The following is a 25,829-nucleotide window of genomic DNA, read 5'->3' on the forward strand; positions in this document are numbered from 1 at the left end:
CCCGCGTGTGGGATCAATCCACGCCGTGCGCCTTGGGGTGCTGGGCCGCGCCTCGTCCTTCACCGCGTCCGATGTGCCGTGCGCGGCTGATCGTCGCTGAACCGAAACGAGCGACTGCTTCATCGACCGCGTCTTCGACCTTGCGCCAGTCCTCGTCGTCGTCCCAGAGCGCCATTCCCGAACCGCCGGCAGGTCGCAGATTCTCGGCCCTCACCCCCACAAGGCGGATGGGGTCGCGTCGATCGATCTGGTCGAAGAGCGTCTGCGCGGCTTCGCCGAGGCGTTGTCCGACAGCGGTCGGTTCGCTCAGAGTCTGGGATCTGTTCACGGTGCGGAAGTCATCGAAGCGAATCTTGATCGCGACCGTCGATGCTTCCCAACTCGCCCGTCGCAACCGGGCTCCGACCCGGTCGGCGAGGCGCAGCAGTTCGGCACGGAGGAACGGGCGGTCCAGGATGTCCGTGTCGAAGGTCTCCTCGTGGCCGATGCTCTTCTCCACTCGATCCGTGTCGACGGCGCGAGGGTCTTCTCCGCGGGCCAGTTGTCTGAGGCGGGCACCGAGCGCGCCCCCGACGGCACGATCTATCGACTCGGCCGGAGCATCACGGACATCCTTGACGGTGCGGATTCCACGTGCTTCGAGAGCTTCCGCAGCCTTCGGTCCCACTCCCCACATCGCACGCACCGGACGAGGTGCGAGGAAGTCCAGCGTGTCGTCGCCCGCGACGATGAGCATCCCGTCGGGCTTGGCGAGCGTCGAAGCCATCTTGGCGACGTGCTTGGTCGCTGCGACGCCCACGCTGCACGTGATGCCGACCTCGTCGCGCACCCGTTCTCGGATCAGCTCGGCGATGCGGGCAGGGCTCCCCCACAGCCGCCGTACGCCCTGCACATCGAGGAAGGCCTCATCCACGGACAGCGGCTCGACGAGCGGCGTGAACGACTCGAATATCGCCATGACGTCTCGGGAAACCTCTTGGTAGCGAGCGAAGTGCGGCGGGACGACGCGGGCGGACGGACACAGTCGCAGCGCCTGCGAGACGGGCATCGCGGCGCGCACTCCGTATCGACGGGCTTCATAGGACGCACTCGAGACCACGGAGCGACCATCAGGTGCACCGATGATCAGCGGCAGGCCCCGGAGCGCGGGGTCGTCCAGCACCTCGACAGCCGCATAGAACGCGTCCATGTCGACATGCAGGATCCTCGTGCCGGTGTCTTCCGCGCCCGCCCCGGAGACGATCCGCCCTCTGCCGTCACCGTGTCCCATGTGAGGATTCTCCCCCGAGCCTCTGACGTGAGACTCGGGGGCTCGCGCTACTGTGCCGCGCGCTCGAGGATGAGCTCACGGACGCGCGCGGCATCCGCCTGCCCCTTCATCGCCTTCATGACCGCACCGATGACGGCTCCGGCGGCTTGGACCTTGCCGTCCTTGATCTTCGCCATCACATCGGGCTGCGCCGCAAGGGCCTCGTCGATAGCCGCGATCAACGCGCCGTCGTCGGACACGACCGCGAGCCCCCGGGCGTCGACGACCTCCTGCGGAGTGCCCTCGCCTGCGATCACGCCTTCGAGCACCTGCCGGGCGAGCTTGTCGGTGAGCGTTCCCGCGTCGACGAGCTTCTGCAGAGCCGCGACGTTCTCCGGACTGATCATCGCGGTGGCGTCAGCGTCCTGGGCGTTGGCGATACGAGTGATCTCGCCGGTCCACCACTTTCGCGCAGTGGCGGGGGTCGCGCCCGCCGTGATCGTCGCCTCCACGACCTCGAGCAGGCCGCCGTTGCGGACGTCCTGGAACTCCAGATCGGTGAAGCCCCACTCGGCCATCAGACGACGGCGGCGCGCCACCGGCTGCTCGGGAAGAGCCGCGCGCAGCTCCTCGATCAGTTCGGCGGCCGGCTCCACGGGCAGCAGGTCCGGCTCCGGGAAGTAGCGGTAGTCATCGGCATCCGATTTCGGACGGCCCGGGGAGGTGGTCCCGGTGTCCTCATGCCAGTGGCGCGTCTCCTGGGTGATCGTGCCGCCATCGGCCAGGATCTGTGCCTGGCGCTGGATCTCGTACCTCACGGCCCGCTCCACGGAGCGCATCGAGTTGACGTTTTTCGTCTCGGTGCGGGTGCCGAGTTTGTCCGTGCCGCGGGGGCGCAGCGAAACGTTCGCGTCGCAGCGCAGATTGCCCCGCTCCAGTCGCGCTTCGGAGATGCCGAGGCCACGCACGATGTCGCGAATCGCCTGCACGTACGCCTTGGCAACCTCCGGAGCACGGTGCTCCGCGCCGTAGATGATGTTCGTCACGATCTCGACCAGCGGAACACCCGCCCGGTTGTAGTCGACCAGCGAGTACTCGGCCCCCTGGATGCGCCCGGTCGCCCCGCCCATGTGGGTGAGCTTGCCGGCGTCTTCCTCCATGTGCGCGCGCTCGATAGGAATCGTGATGAGCGTGCCGTCCTCGAGCTCGACCTCGACGGACCCGTCGAAGGCGATCGGCTCGTCGTACTGCGAGATCTGGTAGTTCTTGCCGAGATCCGGGTAGAAGTAGTTCTTGCGGGCGAACCGGCTCGACTCCGCGATCGAGCAGCCGAGGGCGAGCCCCAGGCTGATCGACGAGCGGATCGCCGTCTCATTCACCACGGGCAGCGATCCGGGAAGACCGAGATCGACAGGAGCGATGAGCGTGTTCGGCTCCGCGGCGTGGTACGCCTCGTTGGCCGGGTTGGGCGCGTCGGAGAACATCTTCGTGTTCGTGTTGAGCTCGACGTGCACTTCGAAACCGAGGACCGGCTCGAACAGCTCCAGCGCCTTGTCGAAGTCGATGAGCTTGGCGGCGGCCATCAGCGGTTCCCTCCTGCGAGCTGGGGCGCACGCGTCAGCAATGGAGCACCCCACGAATCGACGAGCAGTGTCTCGAGTGCAGCGCCGACCCGATACAGGCGCGCGTCCTCACGCGCCGGAGCGATGAACTGGATGCCGACCGGCAACCCGTCCTCATCGGCCAGCCCACTCGGGATCGAGATGCCCGGAACCCCGGCGAGGTTGACCGGAATCGTGGTGATGTCGTTGAGGTACATCTGCAGCGGGTCGTCGATCTTCTCGCCGAGTTTGAACGCGGTGGTCGGCGCCGACGGCGTCGCGATCACGTCGACCTCCGAGAAGGCGTTCGCGAAGTCCTGCTGGATGAGCGTTCGGACTTTCTGCGCGCTTCCGTAATAGGCGTCGTAGTATCCGGCGGAGAGCGCGTAGGTGCCGAGGATGATGCGCCGCTTCACCTCATCGCCGAAACCGGCATCACGGGTCGCGGACATCACGTCCTCGACCGTCGGGGCGCCCTCGGGAGTCACACGCAGTCCGAAGCGCACGGAGTCGAACTTCGCCAGGTTGCTCGATGCCTCCGCCGGCAGGATGAGGTAGTAGGCGGCCACGCCGTACTCGAAATGCGGAGCGCCGATCTCCACGATCTCCGCCCCCTGGGCCTCCATCAGCGCGAGCGCGCTGCGGAACGATGCGGCCACACCGGGCTGGAATCCGCTGTCGGGCAGTTCGCGGATGACGCCGACCCTGAGCCCCTTGAGGACGTCCCCTCGCGCACCTTCCCGCGCCGCCTCGGCGAACGACGGCCACTCGTCACGCAGGGAAGTGGAATCCTTCGGGTCGTGCCCGGCGATCACATCGTGCAGCAGCCCCGAGTCGAGGACCGTTCTCGAGACCGGGCCGACCTGGTCGAGGCTGGATGCGAGAGCGATCGCGCCGTAGCGGCTCACGCCGCCGTACGTCGGCTTGACGCCCACGGTGCCGGTGACGTGCGCGGGCTGCCGGATCGAGCCGCCGGTGTCGGACCCCAGTGCGAGCGGGGCTTCGAAGGCTGCCACGGCCGCTGCCGAGCCACCCCCCGAGCCGCCGGGGATGCGATCGAGGTCCCACGGGTTGCGAGTGGGGCCATAGGCCGAGTGCTCGGTGGAAGATCCCATCGCGAACTCGTCCATGTTGGTCTTGCCCAGCGGCACCATGCCTGCGGCCCGCGAACGGGCGACGACCGTCGCGTCGTACGGCGAACGGTACCCCTCGAGGATGCGGGAGCCGCTGGTGGTGGGCTGATCGGTGGTTACCAGAACGTCCTTGATCGCGAGCGGCACACCGGCGAGCGGGCCGAGCGTGTCCCCCGCGGCACGACGCGCGTCGATCGCGGCCGCGGCCTCGACGGCACCCTCGTTGACGTGCAAGAAGGCATGCACGTCGCGGTCGACGGCAGCGATGCGATCGAGGTGGGCCTTCGTCGCTTCGACGCTCGACACCTCGCCTGCGGCGAGCTTCGCGGCCAGATCTGCAGCGGTCAACCCGATGATGTCGCTCACTGCTCTTCTCCCAGGATCGCGGTGACACGGAAACGGCCGTCGGCAGCGTCCGGCGCATTCTGGAGGACCTGCTCGTGCGTGAGCGTCTGACCGACGACGTCAGGACGGAACACATTGCTCAGCGGGATCGGGTGGCTCGTCGCGACGACGTCGGCGGTGGCGACCTCCGACACCTTGGCGATGTTGTCGACGATGGCGTCGAGCTGGCCCGTGAGCCGCGTCACCTCGTCGTCGTTCAGCTGGATGCGCGCGAGCACGCCGAGATGGCGTACAAGATCAGGGGTGATTTCAGACACACCTTCAGTCTAGTTGGCGCGTTCCGGACTCCTCCGTCCGACCGCCGGCTCGACATATGCTGGGCGGGTGAGCACGTTCCAGCCCTCTCGCCCGTGGATCGCCAGCTATGCGGAAGGCGTCCCGCAGGATCTGCCTCCTGTCGAGGGATCCCTCGTGGACATCGTCGCAGCTTCGGCTCGCGACTATCCCGCTGCGCCCGCTCTCCAGTTCTTCGGACGTGAGACGACATATGCGCAGTTGCAGACCGCGATCGACCGGGCCGCGACGGGACTGCGCGACCTCGGCGTCCGTGCCGGCGATCCGGTCGCGATCGTGCTGCCGAACTGTCCGCAGCACATCGTCGCGTTCTACGCCGTCCTCCGACTCGGTGCCGTGGTCGTCGAACACAACCCCCTCTACACGCCGCGAGAGCTGCGCAAGCAGTTCGAAGACCACGGCGCGAAGCACGCGATCGTGTGGAACAAGGTCGTCTCCACCGTCCAGGAGTTCCCGGCCGATCTCGCCGTCACGAACCTCATCTCGGTCGACGTGACACGCGCCATGCCGTTTCTCACGCGATTCGCCCTGCGTCTTCCTGTGACCAAGGCACGCGAATCGCGCGCGGCGCTCACCGCGAAGGTGCACGGCACGACCACCTGGGAATCGCTCCAGAGCTCCGCCCCTCTCCCCGAGTCGCACCCGAAGCCGGACACCGACGACCTCGCGATCATCCAATACACCTCCGGCACGACCGGAACGCCGAAGGGCGCGGCCCTCACGCACCGCAATCTGCTCGCGAACGCGGCGCAAGCCCAGGCATGGGTCCCGTCGATCCAGCGTGGCAAAGGCTGTGTCGTGTACGCGGTCCTGCCGATGTTCCACGCCTATGGGCTCACGCTGTGCCTCACGTTCGCGATGTCGATGGGCGCGCGCCTCGTCCTGTTCCCGAAGTTCGATCCCGATCTCGTTCTCGACGTCGTGAGGAAGCACCCCGCCACGTTCCTGCCGCTGGTCCCTCCGATCGCGGACCGCCTGCTCACTGCGGCGAAGGAGAAGGGTGTGTCGCTCGCCGGCATCGAGGTCGCGATCTCCGGGGCGATGGCACTGCCGCACGAGCTGGTCGTCCCGTTCGAGGAGGCCACGCATGGATACCTGGTTGAGGGCTACGGGCTCAGCGAATGCTCCCCGGTCCTCATGGCGAATCCCGTCGCCGACAACCGCGTGCCCGGCACCGTGGGGCTCCCCCTCCCCGGCACCGAGTGCCGAGTCGTCGATCCGGAGAACCCCGGCCAGGATGTCGAGGCGGGAACAGCGGGTGAGCTCGTCGTGCGCGGCCCGCAGGTCTTCTCGGGCTACTACGGCAAGCCCGAGGAGACCGAGGCCGTCTTCGTCGACGGCTGGTACCGCACCGGTGACATCGTCACGATCGATGACGCCGGCTTCGTACGGATCGTCGACCGGATCAAGGAACTCATCATCACGGGTGGCTTCAACGTCGCTCCCACCGAGGTCGAGAACATCCTGCGCCAGCACCCGAAGGTCGCGGATGCAGCGGTCGTCGGTCTGCCCAGCGAGCATTCGGGCGAAGAGGTCGTCGCTGCGATCGTCGTGGATCCGGGTACCGAGATCGATGTCGAGGAGATCCGTGACTTCGCGCGACGCATCTTGACCCCATACAAGGTGCCCCGTCGCGTCTTCGTCGTGGACGAACTGCCCACGTCCCTGATCGGGAAAGTGCTCCGACGCCAGGTGAAGGAGCGGCTGCTCTCGCTGACCACCGGCGTCTGAGGCCGCCCTCACAGGCGCCGAGCATCGCGGCGCGCTACCCTTGGGAAGTGACCCCTGAAGATGCAGTGCTGACCGACGCCCCCGAGGATTCCCCCGCGACCCCCGGATTCGAGGAGCTCGGCATCACCGGGCCCGTCCTCAAAGCCATCAAGGACCTCGGCTATGAGACCCCGTCGCCCATCCAGGCGGCCACCATTCCCACGCTCCTGGCCGGCCGCGACGTCGTCGGCATGGCGCAGACCGGTACCGGCAAGACCGCAGCCTTCGCGCTCCCGGTGCTCGAGCGACTCGATGTCTCGCAGAAGACCCCGCAGGCGCTCGTGCTCGCGCCCACTCGTGAGCTCGCACTCCAGGTCTGCGAGGCCTTCGAGTCCTACGCCTCGAGGATGAAGGGCGTGCACGTCCTCCCCGTCTACGGCGGACAGGGCTACGGCGTTCAGCTGTCGGCACTGCGTCGCGGCGTCCACGTCGTCGTCGGCACTCCCGGCCGCATCATGGATCATCTCGCAAAGGGCACACTCGACCTTTCTCAGCTCCAGTACCTCGTGCTCGACGAAGCCGACGAGATGCTGAAGATGGGCTTCGCGGAAGACGTGGAGCAGATCCTCGCGCAGACGCCCGAAGAGAAGCAGGTCGCCCTGTTCTCGGCCACCATGCCCCCGCAGATCCGTCGGCTCGCACAGAAGTACCTGCGTGAGCCGGAGGAGATCAGCATCAAGTCCAAGACCGCCACGGGCACCAACATCACCCAGCGTTACCTCGTGGTGTCGTATGCGCAGAAGGTGGACGCCCTCACCCGTATCCTCGAAGTCGAGAACTTCGACGGCATGATCGTCTTCGTCCGCACCAAGAACGAGACCGAGACACTCGCCGAGAAGCTCCGCGCCCGCGGCTACTCGGCGGCAGCCATCAACGGCGACGTCCCCCAGGTGCAGCGTGAGCGCAGTGTGAACCAGCTCAAGGACGGCAAGCTCGACATCCTCGTCGCGACGGATGTGGCCGCGCGCGGTCTCGACGTCGAGCGGATCAGCCACGTCGTCAACTTCGACATCCCCACCGACACCGAGTCGTACGTGCACCGCATCGGTCGCACCGGTCGGGCGGGACGCTCGGGCGACGCCATCAGCTTCATCACGCCGCGTGAGCGCTATCTGCTCAAGCACATCGAGAAGGCGACACGTCAGCAGCCGACCCAGATGCAGCTGCCGAGCACGGAGGACGTGAACACCACGCGCCTGAACCGCTTCGACGACGCGATCACCACCGCACTCTCGGAGACCGGACGGATCGAAGCGTTCCGCGACATCGTCGCGCACTACGTCCGCCACCACGACGTGCCGGAGGGGGACGTGGCCGCAGCCTTGGCCGTCGTCGCCCAGGGCGACAAGCCGTTGCTCCTCGACCCTGCGAACGACCCTCTGTCGAAGGCCGTCGAGGCGGACAACCGACCGCCGCGTGAACGCACGCCACGCGAGTCGCGTGAACCGCGCACCGAGCGCCGCAGTCGTGGCGACTACACGGCGTACCGCATCGAGGTCGGACGCCGCCACCGTGTCGAGCCCCGCCAGATCGTCGGCGCGCTCGCGAACGAAGGCGGGTTGGGTCGCGATGATTTCGGAGCCATCAACATCCGCCCCGATTTCTCGATCGTCGAATTGCCTTCCAACCTCGACCCCGCCGTCCTGGAGAAGCTCCGCAGCACGCGTATCTCCGGTCGCCTGATCGAGATCAAGCCCGATCGTGGCCCCGGTGGCGCCCGACGCGGTGCACCGCGCGATGGCGGCCGCTTCGAACGACGCGACCGGGATGACCGTCCGGCGCGCGACAACCGCGACGAGAAGCCGTACCGCAAACCCCGCCACAAGAACTGACGCGTCTTCGCGCGCGGCGCGGGCTACCCCGCTCCGCGCGCGAGCCGCGCGGCCACGTCGATCAATCGTTCCGGGTGCTCGAGCAGTGCCCGCTGTTCCGGGTGATCGACGAGATGTTCGATCAGCCGGTGCGCTCCCGCGACGCTCGGTGCCCAGTATCCGCCGACATGATGACGGCTCAGCGGCAGGGTGCTGCTCTCCCCGTCGACGGTCAGCGTCACGGCACCGTCCTCGGGCTCGATGCCGGGGTCGCTCAGCATCGCTGCAGTCACGGCACCGAGCAGCACCGTGCCGACCAGGCCCGGGAGACGAAACCGCGTGGTCGGGACATCGAGTGCGACCTTCTCGATGCGCGCCCACGGGACGATGCCTCGGCTCTCGACCCCCGCACGGATCAACACCGCCTCGGGTGTGAGCCGGAGATGATTCCGACCGGGGTCGCCGACGGCTAGTGCATCGGCGACGACGATCAGCGGTCCGTATCGCTTCACGCGTTCTCGTTTGCGGGCGGTAGCGCCGCCGGCCCTTCCGTCACAAGGACGTGGAACTGGGCGGCGTCGAGGATCCGTACTCCGAGCTCTTCCGCCTTGGCCAGCTTCGACCCCGCTCCCGGCCCGGCCGCGACGAAGTCCGTCTTCTTCGAGACGCTGGATGCCGCTTTGCCACCTGCCTTGATGATGGCCTCTTGCGCCCCCTCACGGGTGTAGCCGTCGAGCGATCCCGTAGCGACGACGGTCACGCCCTCGAGCACACCGCCTCCGGGGACAGCCCCGCCCGGGCCCGGGTGCCCCGGCGTCGCCCACTGCACACCGGCGTCTGCCCATCGCTGCACGATTTCCTGGTGCCAGTCGATCTCGAACCAGGCAAGGACCGAATCGGCGATGATTCCTCCGACGCCCTCCACTGCGGCGAGTTCGTCGCGCGAGGCCGCGCGGATCGCACCGAGCGAACCGAACCATTGGGCGAGTGCGCGCGCGGCGACCGGCCCGACGTGGCGGATGTTCAATGAAACGAGCAGACGCCACAGGTCTTTCGTCTTCGCCTTCTCGAGTTCAGCGAGGAGCGTCAGCGCCTGCGAGGACGGCTGCGGGCCCTCGACGCCTGCCTTCTTCTCGGCCGCGGTCGGGTTTCGACGGAAGGGAGCACGCGTCTTGACCATCCCGTCCTCGTCCTCTTTCGGCAGGCCGGTCTCGGCATCGCGCACGAAGAGTTCGATGGGTACGAGCTGCTCGAGCGTGAGAGCGAACAGGCCGGCCTCCGTCTCGAGCGGTGGAATCGCCGGCGAAGTCGGCTGCGTCAACGCCGCAGCGGTGACCTCCCCGAGCGCTTCGACATCGAGGGCGCCGCGGGAGCCGATGTGCTCGACGCGACCACGCACCTGCGCAGGACAGGAACGGGCGTTCGGGCATCGCAGATCGATGTCGCCCTCCTTCATCGCCCGAAGCGGTGTACCGCATTCGGGACACTCTGCGGGCATCACGAACTCGCGCTCCGTGCCGTCACGCTTCTCGACCACCGGTCCGAGAACTTCGGGGATCACGTCGCCAGCCTTGCGCAACACGACGGTGTCACCGATCAATACGCCCTTGGCCTTGACCACGTCCTTGTTGTGCAGTGTCGCCTGACGCACCACGGAACCGGCGACGTGAGCGGGTGCCATGACGGCGAAGGGCGTCGCGCGACCGGTGCGACCGACCGAGACCACGATGTCGAGCAGCGTGGTCTGCACCTCCTCGGGCGGGTACTTGTAGGCGATCGCCCACCGGGGTGCACGACTCGTGGCCCCCAGTTCATCATGCAACTCGAGTTCGTCGACCTTGACCACGATGCCGTCGAGCTCATGCTCGATGTCGTGCCGATGCTCGCCGAAGTAGTCCACGAACGCCACGACCTCGTCGATCGTGTGACACACCTTCGTGTGCGGGCTGGTCGGCAGTCCCCATTCGGCGAGCAGCTCGTACACCTCGCTCTGCGCTGCGACGGGGGGATTCGTCCACGCACCGATGCCGTGCACGTAGAGCGAGAGAGAGTCGATGCGAAGAAGCCCTGCCTCGAGCTCGAGCCCGCTCTTCTTGTCGATCTGCTGGCGGAGCCCTCCGCTGGCAGCATTGCGGGGGTTCGCGAAGGACGGGAAGCGCCGAGCGGAGGCGGTGCGTGCCTTCTCTTCGTCGAACGGCTTCTTGACGCCTGCGCGCGCTTCCCACTTACTCAGCGCATCGGCATGGGCACGTTCGCGGAAAGACGCCTGGGCGGCGTTGAGACGCTCGAACGCCGCCACGGGGATGAACACCTCTCCGCGCACCTCGACGATGTCGGGATGGCCCTCCCCGCGCAATCGGTAGGGAATCTGAGGAAGGCGCAGCGCGTTCTCCGTGACGATCTCTCCGACTCGACCGTCGCCACGCGTGGCCGCGGAGGTCAGCACGCCGTTCTCGTACCGGAGGTTGATGGCGAGGCCGTCGATCTTCAGCTCGGTGAGCCATGCGACGCGACGGCCGGCCGCGGCTTCGGTCTTCGCAGCCCACTCCCTCAGCTCGTCGACGGAGAACACGTTGTCGAGGCTGAGCATGCGCTCGGCGTGCTCGATCGTCGCGAGCCCAGTCGCCTCGGCCGCGCCGACCATCTGTGTGGGCGAGTCCTGCCCGCGCAGCTCGGGGTGAAGCCTCTCCAGCTCTTCGAGCCGGTGCATCCACCCGTCATAGGTGAAATCGTCCACGAGGGAGGTGTCTCGGCCGTAGTAGGCCTCTTTCGCATCGAGGATGCGCGTGGTCAGCTCCTCGGCCTCGGTTCGGGCGTCTTCCAGCGAGATGTTCTCCGGCACCTCGACAGTCTACGAGCGGGCACCGACACCGGAGACGTCTACGCGCCGACCGGAACGGCCGAGACCGTGGTGTCGATCGTGAACTGCCCGAGCACGCGCGTGCCGACGTAGAGCACGGCCGTCTGCCCCGGTGCGACCCCGTCGAGCGGCACCTCAGGAACGACGCGGACTCCGGCATCCGAGACCCTGGCCTGCGCGGGGACCGGCTCAGCGTGCGCGCGGATCTGCACGTGGCATTCGAACACGGACTCCTCCGGTGCCGCGCCCGCCCAGCTGAAGCGCTCCCCCGCGATCTCCGCGATGGCCAGCGCCTCCTTCGGACCGACGACGACCGTGTTCGACACCGGCCGCACTTCGAGGACGAACCGCGGCTTCCCGTCCGGGGCGGGGATGCCGAGCTTGAGTCCGCGACGCTGTCCGACCGTGAACGCGTGAGCCCCTTCGTGCGATCCGACGACCTCACCGCTGCGATCGACGATCTCGCCCGTCGCCGTACCGACCTTCTCCGCGAGCCAGCCGCGGGTGTCCCCGTCGGGGATGAAGCAGATGTCGTGGCTGTCGGGCTTCTGCGCGACGCTCAGGCCTCTCGACTCGGCCTCAGCGCGGACGATCGCCTTCGAAGGGGTCGTGCCGAGGGGGAAGTACGTGTGCGCGAGCTGCTCGGCAGTCAGAACCCCCAGCACATACGACTGGTCCTTGGCATTGTCCGAGGCGCGGTGCAGCTCCAACCCCTGCGCGCCGTCGATGAGCGTGGCGTAGTGGCCCGTGCACACGGCGTCGAACCCGAGCTCGATGGCTCTCTCCAGAAGGGCGGCGAACTTGATCTTCTCGTTGCAACGCATGCACGGATTCGGAGTACGGCCCGCCTGATACTCCGTGATGAAGTCCTCGATCACGTCGTCGCGGAAGCGTTCCGAGAAGTCCCACACGTAGAAGGGGATGCCGAGTACGTCGGCAGCCCGGCGCGCATCGAGGGCATCTTCGATCGTGCAGCATCCACGGCTCCCCGTGCGCAGCGTGCCTCCTGCGCGGGAGAGAGCCAGATGAACTCCGACGACGTCGTGTCCCGCCTCCACAGCCCTGGCGGCCGCGACGGCGGAATCGACTCCACCGCTCATCGCCGCAAGTATCCGCATGAGAACAGTCTACGAGCGTGCGCCTGCACGGGCGCCGGATGCACGGGCATAGACGTCGCCGATGACCGCGAGCACCGCGTCGACGTCTGCGCCTGTCGACGTGCGTCCCAGGGAGAACCGCAGCACACTGCGCGCCTCTCGCTCGCTGTGCCCCATCGCCATCACGACGTGCGACGGCTCGGCCACGCCTGCCTGGCAGGCCGAGCCGGTGGACGCGGCGACACCGGCCACGTCGAGAAGGAACAGCAGGCTCTCCCCCACTGCTCCGGGGAAGAGCACGTGCGCGTTGCCCGGCAGACGCTCCGTCGGGTCGCCGAGGAGCACAGCGGCCGGCACGGCGGAGCGGATGCCCGTGACGAGGCGGTCGCGGAGCCCGGCCAGCCGTGCCGCCTCCTGCTCTCGCTCGGTCTCGGCGAGTTCGATGGCCGTGGCGAACGCTGCGGCTCCAGCGACATCTTGCGTGCCGGCGCGAAGCCCCCGCTGCTGTGCACCACCACGCAACAGGGCTGTCATCCGCGCGGTGCGTGCGACGACGAGGACCCCGACTCCGACAGGAGCGCCGATCTTGTGTCCGGCGAGACTCATCGCGACGAGTCCGACGCCGTCGGGAACGTCGCCCCGCATCGAACGGAAGGACAGCGGTACATGCCCGAGCGCGGCCACGGCGTCGAGGTGGAGCGGCACGCCCGCGACCCCCGCAAGGGCGGCCAGCCTCCCCGCCGGGTTGATCGTCCCCGCTTCGTTGTTCGCGACGAGGGCTGTGGCGAGGGCAGCGCCGGGGAGAAGCGCGGCGAAGTTCTCCGGGTCGATCCGCGCCTGGGCGGTGACGGATACCCTCCGCAACCCGGCCCCCTCCTCGAGGAGTGCGGAGACCGTGTCCATCGTGGCGTGGTGTTCCGCCTCGGGCATCACGATCGCCGCCGTCTCGGTCGGTCGAGATCGCCACAGCCCCTGAAGCGCCAGATTGATCGACTCGGTGCCTCCCGAGGTGAACACGATCTCGATGGGGTCGGCGCCCAGCACCGCGGCGACTCGCTCCCGCGACTCCTCGAGCAGGCGCCGCGCATCCTGTCCCGCGCCATGGGTCGACGACGCGTTGCCGATGGTCTCGGTGGCGTCGAGCCACGCGTCGCGCGCCTCGGGGCACAGAGGCGTGGTCGCCGCGTGATCGAGGTAGTGCCGCATCCCTCGATTCTCTCGCGAATCGACCGCGGTGGGGCGCATGATCGTGGAACCCGGTACGCGCTGAGATGAGACGGCGACGCATCGCCTCTAGTGTGTACTCATGCCCGTGTCCACTGACTTCACCGTGCCCGGCGGCTCCACCCTCGACCACCTCGGCGTCCGTCTCCACGACGGTGTCGGCACGTTGCGTGTGTGGTCGCAGAACGCCTCGTCCGTCGATCTCGTGGTGTTCGACGCCACCGACCTCGATTGGGCCACGGATGAGGTGGCGCTCGAGCGTCGACCGGGCGGCGTGTGGGAGATCACGACGGACTTGTTGCAGCCCGGCGTCCGGTACGCGATCCGCGTCGGAGGGCCCCACGGTCCCGGGAACACCTTCAACCCGGAGACGCTCCTCCTCGATCCGTACGCCCGCGGTCTCGCGCAGGGCGACGGCTACGAGGAATGGCGCTCCGTCGTCATCGTCGACGGCTTCGATTGGGGCGACTCGCAGAAGCCGCGAGTGCCCCTGGACCGCACCGTCATCTACGAGGGCCATCTGAAGGGGCTCACGAAGCGGCATCCCGATGTGCCTCCGGCCCTTCACGGCACCTACGCCGGCCTCGCGCACCCCGCCATGATCGAGCATTTCCACTCGCTCGGCATCACGTCGATCGAGCTGCTCCCTGTGCACGCGTTCGTACCCGAACCTCGCCTGCTCGAGCGCGGACTCACCAACTATTGGGGCTACAACACCCTGAACTTCTTCACCCCGCACACCGCCTACGCCACGGAAGACGCCCGCAAGAAGGGCCCAGAGGCTGTGCTCGCCGAGTTCAAGGGCATGGTCAGGCTGCTGCATGAAGCCGGACTCGAAGTGATCCTCGACGTCGTGTACAACCACACATCGGAGGAAGGCATCGGCGGCCCCCGCTCGAGCCTGCGCGGCATCGACAACGCGTCCTACTACCGACAGGACGAGTCCGGGGCCTACATCGACACCACGGGCTGCGGGAACACCCTGAACACGGCCACCGACGCCGGTGCGAGGCTCGTCCTCGATTCGCTCCGCTACTGGGCGCAGGAGATGCAGATCGACGGCTTCCGCTTCGACCTCGCCACCGCCATCGCACGCGACGGCACCCACACCTACACCCCCGACCATCCGCTCCTCGCCGCCATCGCGAACGATCCGATCCTGGCAGGCACAAAGCTCATCGCCGAGCCGTGGGACGTCGGTCTCGGCGGCTGGCAGACAGGCAACTTCCCGACCGGCTGGCAGGAGTGGAACGACCGCTACCGCGACCGCGTGCGCAACTTCTGGCTGAGCGACATCGACTACGCGCGTCGCGCATCGGCACCGGTGGGGATCGGCGGATTCGCGACGCGCCTCGCCGGCTCCTCGAACACTTTCAGCGAAGAACGCGGTCCCCTCGCCAGTGTGAACTTCATCACCGCGCATGACGGATTCACCTTGCACGACCTCGTCTCGTACGACGTCAAGCACAACGAGGCCAACGGGGAGCACAATCGCGACGGCGCCGACATGAATCGCGCGTTCAACCACGGGATCGAAGGCGCCACAGACGACCCGACGATCCTGGCCGCGCGCCGCAAGGCCATGCGTAACCTCCTCGGAACGCTCCTGCTGTCGGCGGGCGTGCCGATGCTCACAGCTGGCGACGAGGTCGGGCGCACCCAGCGCGGCAACAACAACGCCTACGCGCAGGACTCCGCTCTCACCTGGCTCGGCTGGGAGTTCGAACCGTGGCAGGAGGATCTGCGCGCGCACGTGTCCCGCCTGACCCGGCTGCGGCGGGAGAACCCCGCTCTCCGCCCCAGTCGCTACGCCCGATTGGGAGAGCACATCCCCAATGCCTCCGTCATGGACTGGTACGACCAGAACGGCGAGACGATGGAGCAGAGCCAATGGGCGGATCCCGGGAACCGCACCCTGCAGTACGTCGCGGCTTCCACTCCTGACGCCGAAGCGTACAACCGGATCCTGCTCATCGTGCACGGAACCGAGTCGCCGATCGACGTGCGTCTCCCGGACGAGATCGAGGGCGCCACGCGGTTCATCTCGTTGTGGTCGAGTGCGCAGGAGCGCCCCTCCGAGGACGAGGAGGTCTTCGCCCCCGGAGACGTCCTCCCCGTCTCCGGCACATCCATGAGGTTGTTCCGGGTCGAATGAGACCAGGTGCGGACGCACCCGACGGCGCGCTACCCGCGATCACGTCCGCGCGGTAGATTCGGGATGTGGCTGCACGTGCTGGTACTCGGTCCTCGGCTCTTCGGAGCCCCGCTCAGATCCCGGCGCGCGCGCCCGGGCACGTAGACCTCCCCGGCGCGTTGCGCACGACGCGGCTCCCTCTGCTCGATCCCTCACCCGCAGTCCCCGGTGGCTTCCCTGCCAAAGCATTCCTCGGCGAAGTCGTCCCCTTTCACGTGGTGTCCTTCCGTGAGGGCCACGACATCATCGGCGTTCATCTCCGCCTCACAACGCCGTCCGGGGAGGAGTCGCTTCACGTGCTCTCCCCTCGCCAAGACGGCACCGACACGTGGTCGGCAGACATCGCGCTCGATGAGCAGGGCGCGTGGCGCTACCGCTTCGAGGCGTTCGCCGATGACTTCGCGACCTGGTCCCATGCGGCGAGGCTGAAGGTCGCGGCAGGTATCGATGTTCCTGTGATGGCAGCCCTGGGGGCGGAACTGCTCGCACGCGCGGCCGCGGAGAAGGATCGGCCGGCCGCGCAGCGGAAACGGTTGCTCGCAGACGCCGAGTCCCTCCGGAGCGGCGACGGCGCGGTCACCGCGACCCTCGCTGCGGATTCCGAGCTGAGGGAGATCTTCCGTGATCGGCCCATCACGACGATCCGCTCCGCCAGCTCCGACCAGAACCTCATCGTCGACCGGGTGGCCGCAGGAGTCGGCGCCTGGTACGAGTTCTTCCCGCGCTCCGAAGGCGCCAAGCGGTTGAAGGACGGGACCGTGCGGAGCGGAACGTTCCGTACGGCGACGAAGCGTCTGCCGGAAGTCGCGGCGATGGGCTTCGATGTGGTCTATCTCGTACCGATCCACCCGATCGGCATCACGAACCGCAAGGGACGCAACAACAGCCTCACCGCAGAAGAGGGAGACCCGGGCTCGCCGTACGCCATCGGTGCTGACGAGGGGGGCCACGACGCGATCCACCCCGACCTCGGCACTCTCGCGGACTTCCGGGCCTTCGTCCGCGCCGCGCGGAAGGAGGGCCTCGAGATCGCACTCGATCTCGCGCTGCAGGCCTCCCCCGATCACCCCTGGGTCACGGAGCATCCGGAGTGGTTCACGACGCTGCCCGACGGCAGCATCGCGTACGCGGAGAACCCTCCGAAGAAGTACCAGGACATCTACCCGCTCAACTTCGACAACGACCCTGCGGGGATCTCGGCGGAGATGCTCCGGGTGGTTCGACACTGGGTCGCACAGGGGGTGAAGATCTTCCGCGTCGACAACCCCCATACGAAGCCGCTGCAGTTCTGGGAGTGGCTGATCGCGGAGGTCAACGCAGGCGACCCCGACGTGATCTTCCTCGCGGAGGCCTTCACGCGTCCCGCGGTGATGCGTGCGCTCGCCGCCGTGGGGTTCCAACAGAGCTACAGCTACTTCACCTGGCGGAACACGAAAGCGGAACTCGAGGAGTTCCTCACCTCGGTCTCGCACGAGACCGCCGACTACATGCGCCCCAACCTCTTCGTGAACACCCACGACATCCTCACCGAGTATCTGCAGTTCGGCGGTCGGGCCGCCTACCGGGTCCGCGCCTGCATCGCAGCGACGGCGGGGCCGGTGTACGGCGTATACGCGGGCTACGAACTCTTTGAGAACGTCGCCCGCCCGGGTTCCGAAGAGAACATCGACAACGAGAAGTACGAATACAAGTTCCGCGACTGGAACGGGGCCGAGACCCGCGGCGAATCACTTGCGCCGCTCTTGCGCAGGCTCAACGAGATCCGCGCCGCCCACCCGGCACTGCGCCAGCTCCGCAACTTCTCGACCCACTGGAGCGATGACGACGCCATCCTCGTCTACAGCAAGCACCTCGCAGCCCCCTTCACCGGGAGCGGCCGCCCGGACACCATCATCGTGGTCGCCAATGTCGATCCGCACTCGGTGCGGGAGACCACCGTCCACCTCGACACGACGCAGTGGGGGGTTCCCCTCGGCGAACCGTTCGAGGTCGAGGACCTCCTCACCGGAGCGATCTGGACCTGGAGCGATCACAACTATGTACGACTCGACGCCTTCGCCGAGCCGGTCCACATCCTGAAGGTGAGGGAGCGATCATGAGCTACACGGAAGACGTCGCCGCATCCACCGAGTGGGAGGCGGTCTCCTCGGCCAGCCACCACGATCCGCATTCCGTGCTCGGGGCGCACGCGCGCCGCGACGCCGCCGACCGGACCGTGACCGTGATCCGTGCCCGTCGTCCCCTCGCGTCCGAGGTCGCTGCCGTGTTCGACGACGGAAGCAGACTCGAACTCACCCACGCCGCACACGGCATCTGGGAGGGGCAGCACGTCGGGCCCCCTCTTCCCTACCGAGTCGCGACGCGATACTCCGATCATGCGGAAACCATCGCCGGCGATCCCTATCGGCATCCCCCCACCCTCGGCGACCTCGACCTGCATCTGATCGCCGAGGGGCGTCATGAACGGCTCTGGGACGCGCTGGGGGCACGCCCACGGACCTCGGAGGGCGAGCCGGGCGTCTCTTTCGCCGTCTGGGCGCCGAATGCCACCGCTGTGCGCGTGGTGGGTGACCACAACGACTGGAACGGCGAAGCCCACGCCATGCGTTCGATGGGGGTGAGCGGAGTCTGGGAGCTCTTCATCCCGGACCTTCCGGTCGGCACCCGGTACAAGTACCAGATCCGCACTCGCGACGGGGAATGGATCCTCAAGGCCGATCCGATGGCGCTCGCTGCCGAGGTTCCTCCGGACACGGCCTCGGTGGTGACGTCCTCGTCCTACGCCTGGTCCGACGGTGCCTGGATGACCAGGCGTGCGGCAACTCATGCCGTCGCGCAGCCGCTCTCGATCTACGAGCTCCATGTCGGATCCTGGCGTGCCGGACTCGGCTACCGGGAACTCGCGAGTCCGCTCATCGAGCATGTGACGGCCGCGGGGTTCACCCATGTCGAGTTCATGCCAGTGGCCGAGCATCCGTTCGGCGGCTCCTGGGGCTACCAGGTCAGCGGCTACTATGCGCCGACGAGCCGGTACGGCAACCCCGACGATCTGCGCTACCTGATCGATCGACTGCACCAGGCAGGGATCGGCGTGATCCTTGATTGGGTGCCGGGACACTTCCCGAAGGACTCGTTCGCGCTCGCCCGTTTCGACGGCCAACCGCTGTACGAGCACCCCGATCCGCGCCGTGGCGAGCACCAGGACTGGGGCACGCTCATCTTCGACTATGGACGACCCGAGGTCCGAGGGTTCCTGGTCGCCAACGCCCTCTACTGGCTCAGGGAATTCCACGTGGACGGGCTACGCGTCGACGCCGTCGCTTCGATGCTGTACCTCGACTACTCGCGCGAGCCCGGACAGTGGGAGCCGAACATCCACGGGGGCCGCGAGAACCTCGAGGCGATCCGATTCCTGCAGGAGGTCAACGCGACGGCCTACCGGCTGCATCCGGGCATCATGATGATCGCCGAGGAATCGACGAGCTTCCCCGGCGTGACCGCCCCCACCGATCATGCGGGACTCGGCTTCGGCTTCAAGTGGAACATGGGCTGGATGAACGACTCGCTCCAGTACATCTCACGCGATCCGATGTACCGTTCGCATCACGAAGGTGAGATGACGTTCTCGTTCGTCTACGCCTTCGGCGAGAACTACCTGCTGCCGATCAGCCACGACGAGGTCGTGCACGGCAAGGGAAGCCTTCTCACGAAGATGCCCGGCGACCACTGGCACAAGCTCGCCAATGCGCGGGCCTATCTCGCATACATGTGGGGGCACCCGGGCAAGAAGCTCCTGTTCATGGGACAAGAGTTCGGTCAGCTCGCCGAGTGGTCGGAGGGTCGCGAACTCGACTGGTGGCTTCTCGATCAACCCTCGCATCTGCAGCTGCAGGATTTCGTGGGAGCGATGAACCGGACCTATCGCGCACAGGCACCGCTTTGGGCGCGCGACGACGACGGATCCTCGTTCCATCGACTCGGGGCTCCGAGCTGGAATCCCTCCGTGATCGCCTTCGAGCGACGTGACGACCACGGTGGGCGCGTGGTCGTGGTCAGCAACTTCGCGGGCGTCGAGCACTCCGGCTATCGCCTCGAGCTCCCCCGGGAAGGAGTCTGGCAGGAGGTTCTCAACACGGACGCGGCCGAGTATGGAGGCCGGGGCTCCGGAAACCTCGGCATCGTCTTCGCGAGCGCAGAGGAAGGCGCCGCGCCCACCGCCACGATGACCCTCCCTGCGCTTTCGACGCTGTGGTTGCGCCATCAACCCGAGCCGCACGTGCCCACCGTGAGCCACGGGTGACGGTGCCCGGACAGGCCGACCGAGCGCCTCAGAAGAGGAGCGAAGAAAGGCGGTTGCGGGCGGAGACCACCCGTGGGTCGGCCGGCCCGATGAGCCCGAACAGCTCGAGCAGGCGCTCCCTGACAGGAGTGCGCTGATCGGAGGGCAGCTGCGCGAAGAGGTCGAGCAGCCGGCCGAACGCGTCGTCGACGTGCCCTCCCGAAAGGTCGAGATCCGCGACATCGAACTGTGCCTGAATGTCGAGCGGACGATCGGCGGCCGCCGCGCGGGATGCCTGCGGATCGAGTCCTTGAACGCGATCGAGAAGACGCACTTGCCCCAGACCGGCGAGGGCCTCCTCGTCCCGGGGGTTCTCCGCCAGTGCCTTCTCGTACGCGCGGATCGCTGCGGCGTAGTCCCCCACCTCGATCGCGGCGAAGGCCTCGGCGTGCAGCGGCGGAAGCGCCGGCTCCTCCGGTGCGCTCGGCGCGTCGGCAGACGCGGCCTCTTCCACCGCGAGCGTGCCGGTGACGCCGTTCTGCGCCGCGACCTGCAACAACTGGGCGAACACATCTCGCACCTGCTGTTCCGGGACCGCACCGGTGAACATCGGTACCGGCTGGCCGGCGATCAGCGCGACCACCATCGGGATCGACTGCGCGCGGAAGCTCTGTGCGAGCTGCGGGTTCGCATCGACGTCGACCTTGGCCAGCAGAACGCGTCCGCCCAGCTCGCGGGTCACCTTCTCGATGATCGGACTGAGCTGCTTGCACGGTCCGCACCACTCGGCCCACAGGTCCACGACGACCGGCACGGTACGCGAGAGCTCGAGGATCTGACCGAAGGTCTCGTCGGTCGCGTCGACCACGACATCGGCAGCAGCGGACCTCGTCGTGCTTTCGGTCGGCGACGCCGGCCGGTTGCGGAGGCTCGAAAGGTCCACCGCGCCACGCAGCGCGGCCGGGGAGATTTCACTCACTTGATCACCTTCACGGAGAGGAGGTCCTGGTGCACTGCCAGGAGTCGGATCTGCTCCGTCGATCCCTGTGCGGGGACCGAGAAGAACAGCTGGAACTCATACGTCGTCTCGACGCCCTTCGCGGACTCGGTAGCCCCGGTCAGCGCCTTGGCTTCAGCGTTGTCACCGAATCGGATCACCACATCTGAAGAGGTCGGCGTCACGGTCTCCTTGTCGGTGAGCGACACGGCGACGATCGCACCACTGTCGAGCGTCGTCATGGAGATGGGCTCGGCGCTCGTCGGCGACATGTCGAAGGCGGCCTTCGAGGTCTCCGCTGCGCCCTTGTCAGCGAGGTTCTGCACGATCGCCTGGCGGCTGTCGGTGATCGACTTCGCAAGGTTGAGCGCCAGGTCATCGAACTGGCCGTAGTACTCGCTCGTCTCCCCCGCGTCCACGACATCGGCGAAAGCTCCCGCAAGCTCCGCCGGCGGGAGCGTGAGGAAGGCGGAATCGGACGGGACGAGAGAGGTCCCGAGCCAGGTGGCGGCGACGTCGGGGAATACGGCATCCGCCGACATCTCCGCCATGTTGCTGATCCGGTAGTTCGACCACGGGTCCGCCTGCGTCATCATGAGCAGAACGGGTGGGACGGTGTCGTCGCCCGTGCTCTTGGAGAGCATGAGCACCGTGCGCGGCCAGCTATCGGTCGCCTCGGGGAGGATCACCTCGAAATCGTCGGTCGGAATCGCTGCGGGAAGCGCCCTGTCGGCGATCTCCGCACGCAGAGCGTACTCAGTGGTCCGCGCAGCGAGCGCCGGGCCCTCGAGACGGGTCGTCGCCAGATCGAGATCGAGCGCGGAGTCGGCCTCGGCGACGGTCTCGGATGCGGACTGCAGAATACGCTTCGCCTGCGACTCGGTCACCGCCGGTGGCTTCTGGTTCTCGGGGGCGATGACCGTCGGGCTGGGCGAAGGCGACGTCGACGCACCGTCGAACTGCGGCCACGAGTCGGCCGAACAACCGGCCGCGAGGACGGCCGTCAGACCGAGCGCAGGCAGCGCCAGCATCCGATGACGCCGCGTCGGAGGCGCCGCACGCATGGCGTTCTTCGAGTCGGGTTCCTTCGGGTCTTCCACGATCTCCGCGTCTTCGGTGCCATTGCCCTGCGAGCCGTCGGCGGAGGACGGAGAGTCCGCCGGGTCGTTCGCGCCGTCGAGCGCTGCGCGCTCCGCCGGAGGAAGCGCGGCGACGTCGATCGGCTCTGTCATGGGAAGCGGGCCCGGACCCTTGCGGCGCGGACCACGGCCTCGCCGCTGATGGCGGATCCCGAGCACGTACAGGATGAGTCCGACCAGCAGCACGACGCCACCGGCGACCATCAGCGGTCCTGCCAGCGGCGTCTTCGTGTCCAGCGGCCAGGAGACCGTGATCTGGTCGGGCGCATCGATCGTGCCGTCGTACGCGATCAAGGTGCTCGTTCCCTCGGGCAACTGGATGTTGTCGACGATCAGAACGTTCTCATCGTCGAAGGAGTCCAGCCACAGGTCGGACCCTCGGGGGTTGCGACCTGCGGGTTCCGCGGCCTCCCCGTCGCCCGCGTCCTCCCCGGCGTCCGCCGAGTCCGTGGTATCGGGTGCGGCGACGTGCTCGACCGAAAGTTCTCCGTCGTCGTCCACCGTCACCCTGTTGTAGTCGGCGTCGGCCAGCCATGCCTCCAGGTCGGCGGTGCGACCGTAGCTGCCGAAGATGTCGCCCTGACCGCGGACTATCAGCTTCTGCGCACCAGGGTTCGTCCGGAGGACATCGCCGTCCAGCAGCACGAACGGTGCGGGCTCGTCGATCTCGACCTGTGTCTGCTGAGAGTCGGGTCCCATGAAGATGGTGCGCTGAGCGATTCCCGCCCCGATCAGCACCGCGGCCAGCACGAAGGCCACCACGGCCCATACGAAACGCACGAATAGTCTCCTCACGCATCACCGACATCTGTCCGCGACGCAACACTCGACATTTCAGACTAGCGAAATCAGCTGTGTGTTGCCCACGAGGAGGTGCAGTGCGGGCAGGAACGGCACGTCGACCGCCCCTGGGCGTCACTGCTCGATAGCCTTGCTGCAGCCGTTTCGAGGAGTCGTCAGATGAAGATCCACAATCCCTTCCGCACCGCGCTGGTGGCGACCCTCGGGGTGGGGCTGGGGATTCTGCTCATCAGCAGCGTGCAGACGCTCTCCAGTGTGCTCCTGTACGTGGGTACCGCTCTCTTCCTCAGCCTGGGCCTGGATCCGCTCGTCTCGTTCCTCGAGCGCCGCAAGCTCCCCCGCTGGCTGGCCGTGCTGGTGACGATCGTCGCCGTGCTCGCCGTGTTCAGCGGGATCGTGCTGATCATCCTCCCGGTCCTGGTGGACCAGATCTCCCAGCTGATCGCGCAGATCTCGGCGATCGTCTCGCGCGGAAACCTGATCCCCGATCTCAAGGAGTGGATGCAGGTCACGTTCCCGAACCTGCTCGTGGACGACGTCTTCACGTACCTGACCGACTGGCTGACCACGAACCTCGCCGAGATCGGCGGGTCGATCGGCCAAGGCGTCCTGGTCGCGAGCGGTGCCGTGCTCAGCGGACTGTTCGGCGCGTTCATCGTTCTCATCCTGACGATCTACCTGACCGCGTCGACTCCTTCGCTCAAGCGCGCGGTGTACCAACTCGCCCCGGCTTCGAAGCGCGACCGGTTCATCGACCTCGCCGAGCAGATCACCGACTCGGTCGGCTACTACGTCATGGGACAGATCTCCCAGGGTGTGCTCAACGGCGTCCTGAGCGCGATCTTCCTCTCGATCATCAACGCTCCGTTCCCCTCGGTGCTCGCGATCATCGCCTTCTTCTTCTCACTGATCCCCCTGGTCGGCACCCTGACGGGCTCGACGATCATCGTGCTCGTCTGTCTCATCCCAGGACTCGGCTCCCCGGGAATCGCGATCGCCGCGGCCATCTACTACCTCATCTACATGCAGATCGAGGCGTACGTCATCTCTCCGCGCATCATGAGCCGCGCGGTCTCCGTTCCTGGCGCTGTCGTGGTCGTTGCCGCACTTGCCGGGGGAAGCCTGCTCGGGCTGCTGGGCGCACTCATCGCGATCCCCGTCGCCGCGAGCATCCTGATCATCTATCGGCAGGTGCTCATCCCCCGCATGAACGAGCTCTGAAGCGAGGCGGACGGCTCAATCGGCCTCTGGCCAGTGCGTCGCCAGTGGAAGCGCCGAGGGGTTCACCGCCGCCACGATCTCCGTGAGCACGCGCCGGGTCTGCGTCTCCCCGACCCACAGATGCTTGCCGCCGTCCACGGCGATCAGGTTCGCGTGCGGGATCGAAGCGAAACGTTCACGCGCCTCGTCCGGACGCAGGTAGTCGTCGAGTTCCGGCACCAGGACCACCACGGGCACATCGACCGCGCCCCAGGCGGCGACTTCCTCATCCGTCGCACGGTGCAAGGGGGGCGAGAGCAGGATGATGCCGGCGATGTCATGGTCGCGACCGTACTTGAGGGCGAGCTCGGTGCCGAACGACCACCCGACGAGCCAGGGATTCGGCAGTGCACGGTCGCGGACGAAGTCCATGGCGGCCGCCACGTCGAATTGCTCCGCGGCGCCGCCGTCGAATACCCCTTCGCTGGTCCCTCGCGGTGACGTCGTCCCTCTGGTGTTGAACCGCAGGACTGCGAGGTCGGCGAGGGCGGGGAGACGGGCCGCCGACTTGCGGATGATGTGGGAATCCATGAATCCACCGGCGGTCGGCAGGGGGTGCAGCGTCACGAGTGTCCCCGCAGGCTCGGCATGCTGCGGGACAGCGAGCTCGCCGACGAGAGTGAGCCCGTCCGCGGTCCTCAGCTCGATGTCCTCGCGCTGTGCCGGAAGCTCCAACGGCCCGCGGATCTCCATACTCACGCCATCCTCCAACAGTGTGTGTGCCAATGTCTGCGTGCGGCGAGGTCCGCTGCATCGCCCAGCACGCCATCGGCGCGCCACGTCACGAGGTGCGCAGTGCCGATCTGGATCTGCCGACCGCAACCCGGGCACACGTAGGCCTTCTGGGCCTGTACGGCGGACACCGGCTGTACGGTCCACTCCGCACCTCGCCGGGTCTCCGTTCGCTTCCAGCCGGCGAGCAACCTGTCCAGCGAGTCCTCAGGATCAGGGCGCGCCGGAGGGCGTCTGCGTGAGGGGGGCATCGCGCCTGCTCACCACCAGTGGTTGTTGGTCCAGAAGTTGTAGGCACCGGCCCAGCTGCCGTACCGCCCCGTGGCGTAACCGGTAGCCCACCGCAGGTTGTCTACCGGGTTGTAGCCGTTGCCCGGCACCTTGCTGCAGGGCAGCGCCTGAACAAGACCGCATGCGCCGGAAGACTGATTCGTGGCGTTCGGATTCCACCCGCTCTCGCGCGAAACGATGTAGTCGACGTACTGCCAGTCGCTCTGGGCGATGCCGGCAGCAGCCATCCACTCGGCGGGCGCTCCGCCTCCCGAGTACGGGGGCAGAGCCGATCCGCCGGACGACCCGCCGTTGGAGCTCGATGCGACCGTGGGAGCGGGCTTCGGCTTGGGCTTCGGTTTCACGTACACCTCGAAGGTGCCACGCTCGATCGGGGTGATGGCTGCACCGCTGACGGTGACGGCGAGGTTCTGGGTATCGGCGAGAGCCAGCGAGTAGGCCGAGTCGGGAGAGTCGATCGGGGCCGGTTCCGCCAGCGCCACTCCGGTCGGTGCGACGAGCGCTCCGGCGAATCCGACCACGGCGAGAGCACTGAAGACACTCACGACGCCGCGTCGCCGAGACCAACGGCGAGCACTCGGGCGCGCGGGTGTGGCCCTGGCCGCGGGCACCGGCGAGGAGTCGCTTCGTTCGAGGTTCATGTCGTTTCGGGAGTTCACGATGAAGGACAGTCTACGCAAAGGCGCCTGAAT

19 protein-coding genes are annotated in these 25,829 nt (G+C 67.3%); 6 read left to right on the forward strand and 13 right to left on the reverse strand.

The window, feature by feature from the left end; all coding sequences use genetic code 11:
* Window positions 1-13: 13 nt before the first annotated feature.
* Genes dinB through gatC form a run of 4 tightly spaced genes read right to left on the reverse strand, consistent with a single transcriptional unit; the run spans window position 14 to window position 4,645 of the window.
* Window positions 14-1,270: a DNA polymerase IV gene (gene dinB, locus LC041_RS11720; RefSeq protein WP_226533254.1), complete on the reverse strand. Its 1,257-nt coding sequence runs from the start codon at window positions 1,268-1,270 to the stop codon at window positions 14-16.
* Window positions 1,271-1,317: 47 nt separating this feature from the next.
* Window positions 1,318-2,832 carry an Asp-tRNA(Asn)/Glu-tRNA(Gln) amidotransferase subunit GatB gene (gene gatB, locus LC041_RS11725; RefSeq protein WP_226533255.1) on the reverse strand — a complete coding sequence of 505 codons (1,515 nt, stop codon included), beginning with the start codon at window positions 2,830-2,832 and terminating at the stop codon, window positions 1,318-1,320.
* Window positions 2,832-4,349, reverse strand: a complete 1,518-nt coding sequence (gene gatA, locus LC041_RS11730) for an Asp-tRNA(Asn)/Glu-tRNA(Gln) amidotransferase subunit GatA (protein ID WP_226533256.1) — start codon at window positions 4,347-4,349, stop codon at window positions 2,832-2,834. The genes gatB and gatA overlap by 1 nt, the downstream gene beginning before the upstream one ends.
* Window positions 4,346-4,645: an Asp-tRNA(Asn)/Glu-tRNA(Gln) amidotransferase subunit GatC gene (gene gatC, locus LC041_RS11735; RefSeq protein WP_211544318.1), complete on the reverse strand. Its 300-nt coding sequence runs from the start codon at window positions 4,643-4,645 to the stop codon at window positions 4,346-4,348. Before gatC ends, gatA begins: the two co-directional genes overlap by 4 nt.
* Window positions 4,646-4,712: 67 nt before the next feature.
* On the opposite strand from gatC, the gene LC041_RS11740 reads away from it, so the two are divergent.
* Window positions 4,713-6,413, forward strand: a complete 1,701-nt coding sequence (locus LC041_RS11740; RefSeq protein WP_226533257.1) for a long-chain-fatty-acid--CoA ligase — start codon at window positions 4,713-4,715, stop codon at window positions 6,411-6,413.
* 65 nt (window positions 6,414-6,478) lie between these two features.
* Entirely contained in the window at window positions 6,479-8,284 is a 1,806-nt protein-coding gene (locus LC041_RS11745) for a DEAD/DEAH box helicase (RefSeq protein ID WP_226533316.1), read from the forward strand.
* 23 nt (window positions 8,285-8,307) lie between these two features.
* Here the strand turns inward: LC041_RS11745 and LC041_RS11750 are convergent, their stop codons facing one another.
* From LC041_RS11750 to LC041_RS11765, 4 genes are read right to left on the reverse strand one after another with little or no spacing between them, the layout of a single operon-like run.
* Window positions 8,308-8,775 (reverse strand): hypothetical protein, encoded by a 468-nt coding sequence (locus LC041_RS11750; RefSeq protein ID WP_226533258.1) that lies wholly within the window; start codon window positions 8,773-8,775, stop codon window positions 8,308-8,310.
* Window positions 8,772-11,105 (reverse strand): NAD-dependent DNA ligase LigA, encoded by a 2,334-nt coding sequence (gene ligA, locus LC041_RS11755; protein ID WP_226533259.1) that lies wholly within the window; start codon window positions 11,103-11,105, stop codon window positions 8,772-8,774. The genes LC041_RS11750 and ligA overlap by 4 nt, the downstream gene beginning before the upstream one ends.
* Before the next feature lie 38 nt (window positions 11,106-11,143).
* Window positions 11,144-12,241 (reverse strand): tRNA 2-thiouridine(34) synthase MnmA, encoded by a 1,098-nt coding sequence (gene mnmA, locus LC041_RS11760; RefSeq protein ID WP_226533260.1) that lies wholly within the window; start codon window positions 12,239-12,241, stop codon window positions 11,144-11,146.
* A gap of 9 nt (window positions 12,242-12,250) precedes the next feature.
* Window positions 12,251-13,426: a cysteine desulfurase family protein gene (locus LC041_RS11765; protein WP_226533261.1), complete on the reverse strand. Its 1,176-nt coding sequence runs from the start codon at window positions 13,424-13,426 to the stop codon at window positions 12,251-12,253.
* A 100-nt stretch (window positions 13,427-13,526) separates the two neighbouring features.
* Here LC041_RS11765 and glgX point away from each other — a divergent pair, with 100 nt between their 5' ends.
* The 3 genes from glgX (at window position 13,527) to glgB (ending at window position 19,938) form a co-directional block, all read left to right on the forward strand.
* Window positions 13,527-15,599: a glycogen debranching protein GlgX gene (glgX, locus tag LC041_RS11770; RefSeq protein WP_226533262.1), complete on the forward strand. Its 2,073-nt coding sequence runs from the start codon at window positions 13,527-13,529 to the stop codon at window positions 15,597-15,599.
* A 158-nt stretch (window positions 15,600-15,757) separates the two neighbouring features.
* Window positions 15,758-17,737: an alpha-1,4-glucan--maltose-1-phosphate maltosyltransferase gene (locus LC041_RS11775; protein WP_374197672.1), complete on the forward strand. Its 1,980-nt coding sequence runs from the start codon at window positions 15,758-15,760 to the stop codon at window positions 17,735-17,737.
* Window positions 17,734-19,938, forward strand: a complete 2,205-nt coding sequence (glgB, locus tag LC041_RS11780; RefSeq protein ID WP_226533263.1) for a 1,4-alpha-glucan branching protein GlgB — start codon at window positions 17,734-17,736, stop codon at window positions 19,936-19,938. The genes LC041_RS11775 and glgB overlap by 4 nt, the downstream gene beginning before the upstream one ends.
* Before the next feature lie 28 nt (window positions 19,939-19,966).
* On the opposite strand, the gene LC041_RS11785 is transcribed toward glgB, so the two are convergent.
* Window positions 19,967-20,896: a tetratricopeptide repeat protein gene (locus tag LC041_RS11785; protein ID WP_226533264.1), complete on the reverse strand. Its 930-nt coding sequence runs from the start codon at window positions 20,894-20,896 to the stop codon at window positions 19,967-19,969.
* Complete coding sequence (locus LC041_RS11790; protein WP_226533265.1) at window positions 20,893-22,833, reverse strand: glycosyl transferase; 1,941 nt, start codon at window positions 22,831-22,833, stop codon at window positions 20,893-20,895. Before LC041_RS11790 ends, LC041_RS11785 begins: the two co-directional genes overlap by 4 nt.
* Window positions 22,834-23,013: 180 nt before the next feature.
* Between LC041_RS11790 and LC041_RS11795 the strand changes: the two genes are divergently transcribed.
* Complete coding sequence (locus LC041_RS11795) at window positions 23,014-24,075, forward strand: AI-2E family transporter (RefSeq protein WP_226533266.1); 1,062 nt, start codon at window positions 23,014-23,016, stop codon at window positions 24,073-24,075.
* Between the two features lie 15 nt (window positions 24,076-24,090).
* Here LC041_RS11795 and LC041_RS11800 read toward each other — a convergent pair whose 3' ends face one another.
* Genes LC041_RS11800 through LC041_RS11810 form a run of 3 tightly spaced genes read right to left on the reverse strand, consistent with a single transcriptional unit; the run spans window position 24,091 to window position 25,796 of the window.
* On the reverse strand, window positions 24,091-24,807 hold the full coding sequence (locus LC041_RS11800) for an alpha/beta hydrolase (RefSeq protein WP_226533318.1): 717 nt from the start codon (window positions 24,805-24,807) through the stop codon (window positions 24,091-24,093).
* 2 nt (window positions 24,808-24,809) lie between these two features.
* Window positions 24,810-25,097: a hypothetical protein gene (locus LC041_RS11805; protein WP_226533267.1), complete on the reverse strand. Its 288-nt coding sequence runs from the start codon at window positions 25,095-25,097 to the stop codon at window positions 24,810-24,812.
* A gap of 9 nt (window positions 25,098-25,106) precedes the next feature.
* Complete coding sequence (locus LC041_RS11810) at window positions 25,107-25,796, reverse strand: transglycosylase SLT domain-containing protein (RefSeq protein ID WP_226533268.1); 690 nt, start codon at window positions 25,794-25,796, stop codon at window positions 25,107-25,109.
* Window positions 25,797-25,829: the final 33 nt, after the last annotated feature.

The sequence above is a fragment of the Microbacterium paraoxydans genome (assembly GCF_020524545.1).
GTDB lineage: Bacteria > Actinomycetota > Actinomycetes > Actinomycetales > Microbacteriaceae > Microbacterium > Microbacterium paraoxydans_C.

What these genes read in the sequence shown, in the direction of transcription:
- LC041_RS11795 (WP_226533266.1), top strand. Translation starts at nt 23,014, where the DNA reads ATGAAGATCCACAATCCCTTCCGCACCGCGCTGGTGGCGACCCTCGGG.
- LC041_RS11800 (WP_226533318.1), bottom strand. Translation starts at nt 24,807, where the DNA reads ATGGAGATCCGCGGGCCGTTGGAGCTTCCGGCACAGCGCGAGGACATC.
- dinB (WP_226533254.1), bottom strand. Translation starts at nt 1,270, where the DNA reads ATGGGACACGGTGACGGCAGAGGGCGGATCGTCTCCGGGGCGGGCGCG.
- LC041_RS11805 (WP_226533267.1), bottom strand. Translation starts at nt 25,097, where the DNA reads ATGCCCCCCTCACGCAGACGCCCTCCGGCGCGCCCTGATCCTGAGGAC.
- glgB (WP_226533263.1), top strand. Translation starts at nt 17,734, where the DNA reads ATGAGCTACACGGAAGACGTCGCCGCATCCACCGAGTGGGAGGCGGTC.
- glgX (WP_226533262.1), top strand. Translation starts at nt 13,527, where the DNA reads ATGCCCGTGTCCACTGACTTCACCGTGCCCGGCGGCTCCACCCTCGAC.
- mnmA (WP_226533260.1), bottom strand. Translation starts at nt 12,241, where the DNA reads ATGCGGATACTTGCGGCGATGAGCGGTGGAGTCGATTCCGCCGTCGCG.
- LC041_RS11765 (WP_226533261.1), bottom strand. Translation starts at nt 13,426, where the DNA reads ATGCGGCACTACCTCGATCACGCGGCGACCACGCCTCTGTGCCCCGAG.
- gatB (WP_226533255.1), bottom strand. Translation starts at nt 2,832, where the DNA reads ATGGCCGCCGCCAAGCTCATCGACTTCGACAAGGCGCTGGAGCTGTTC.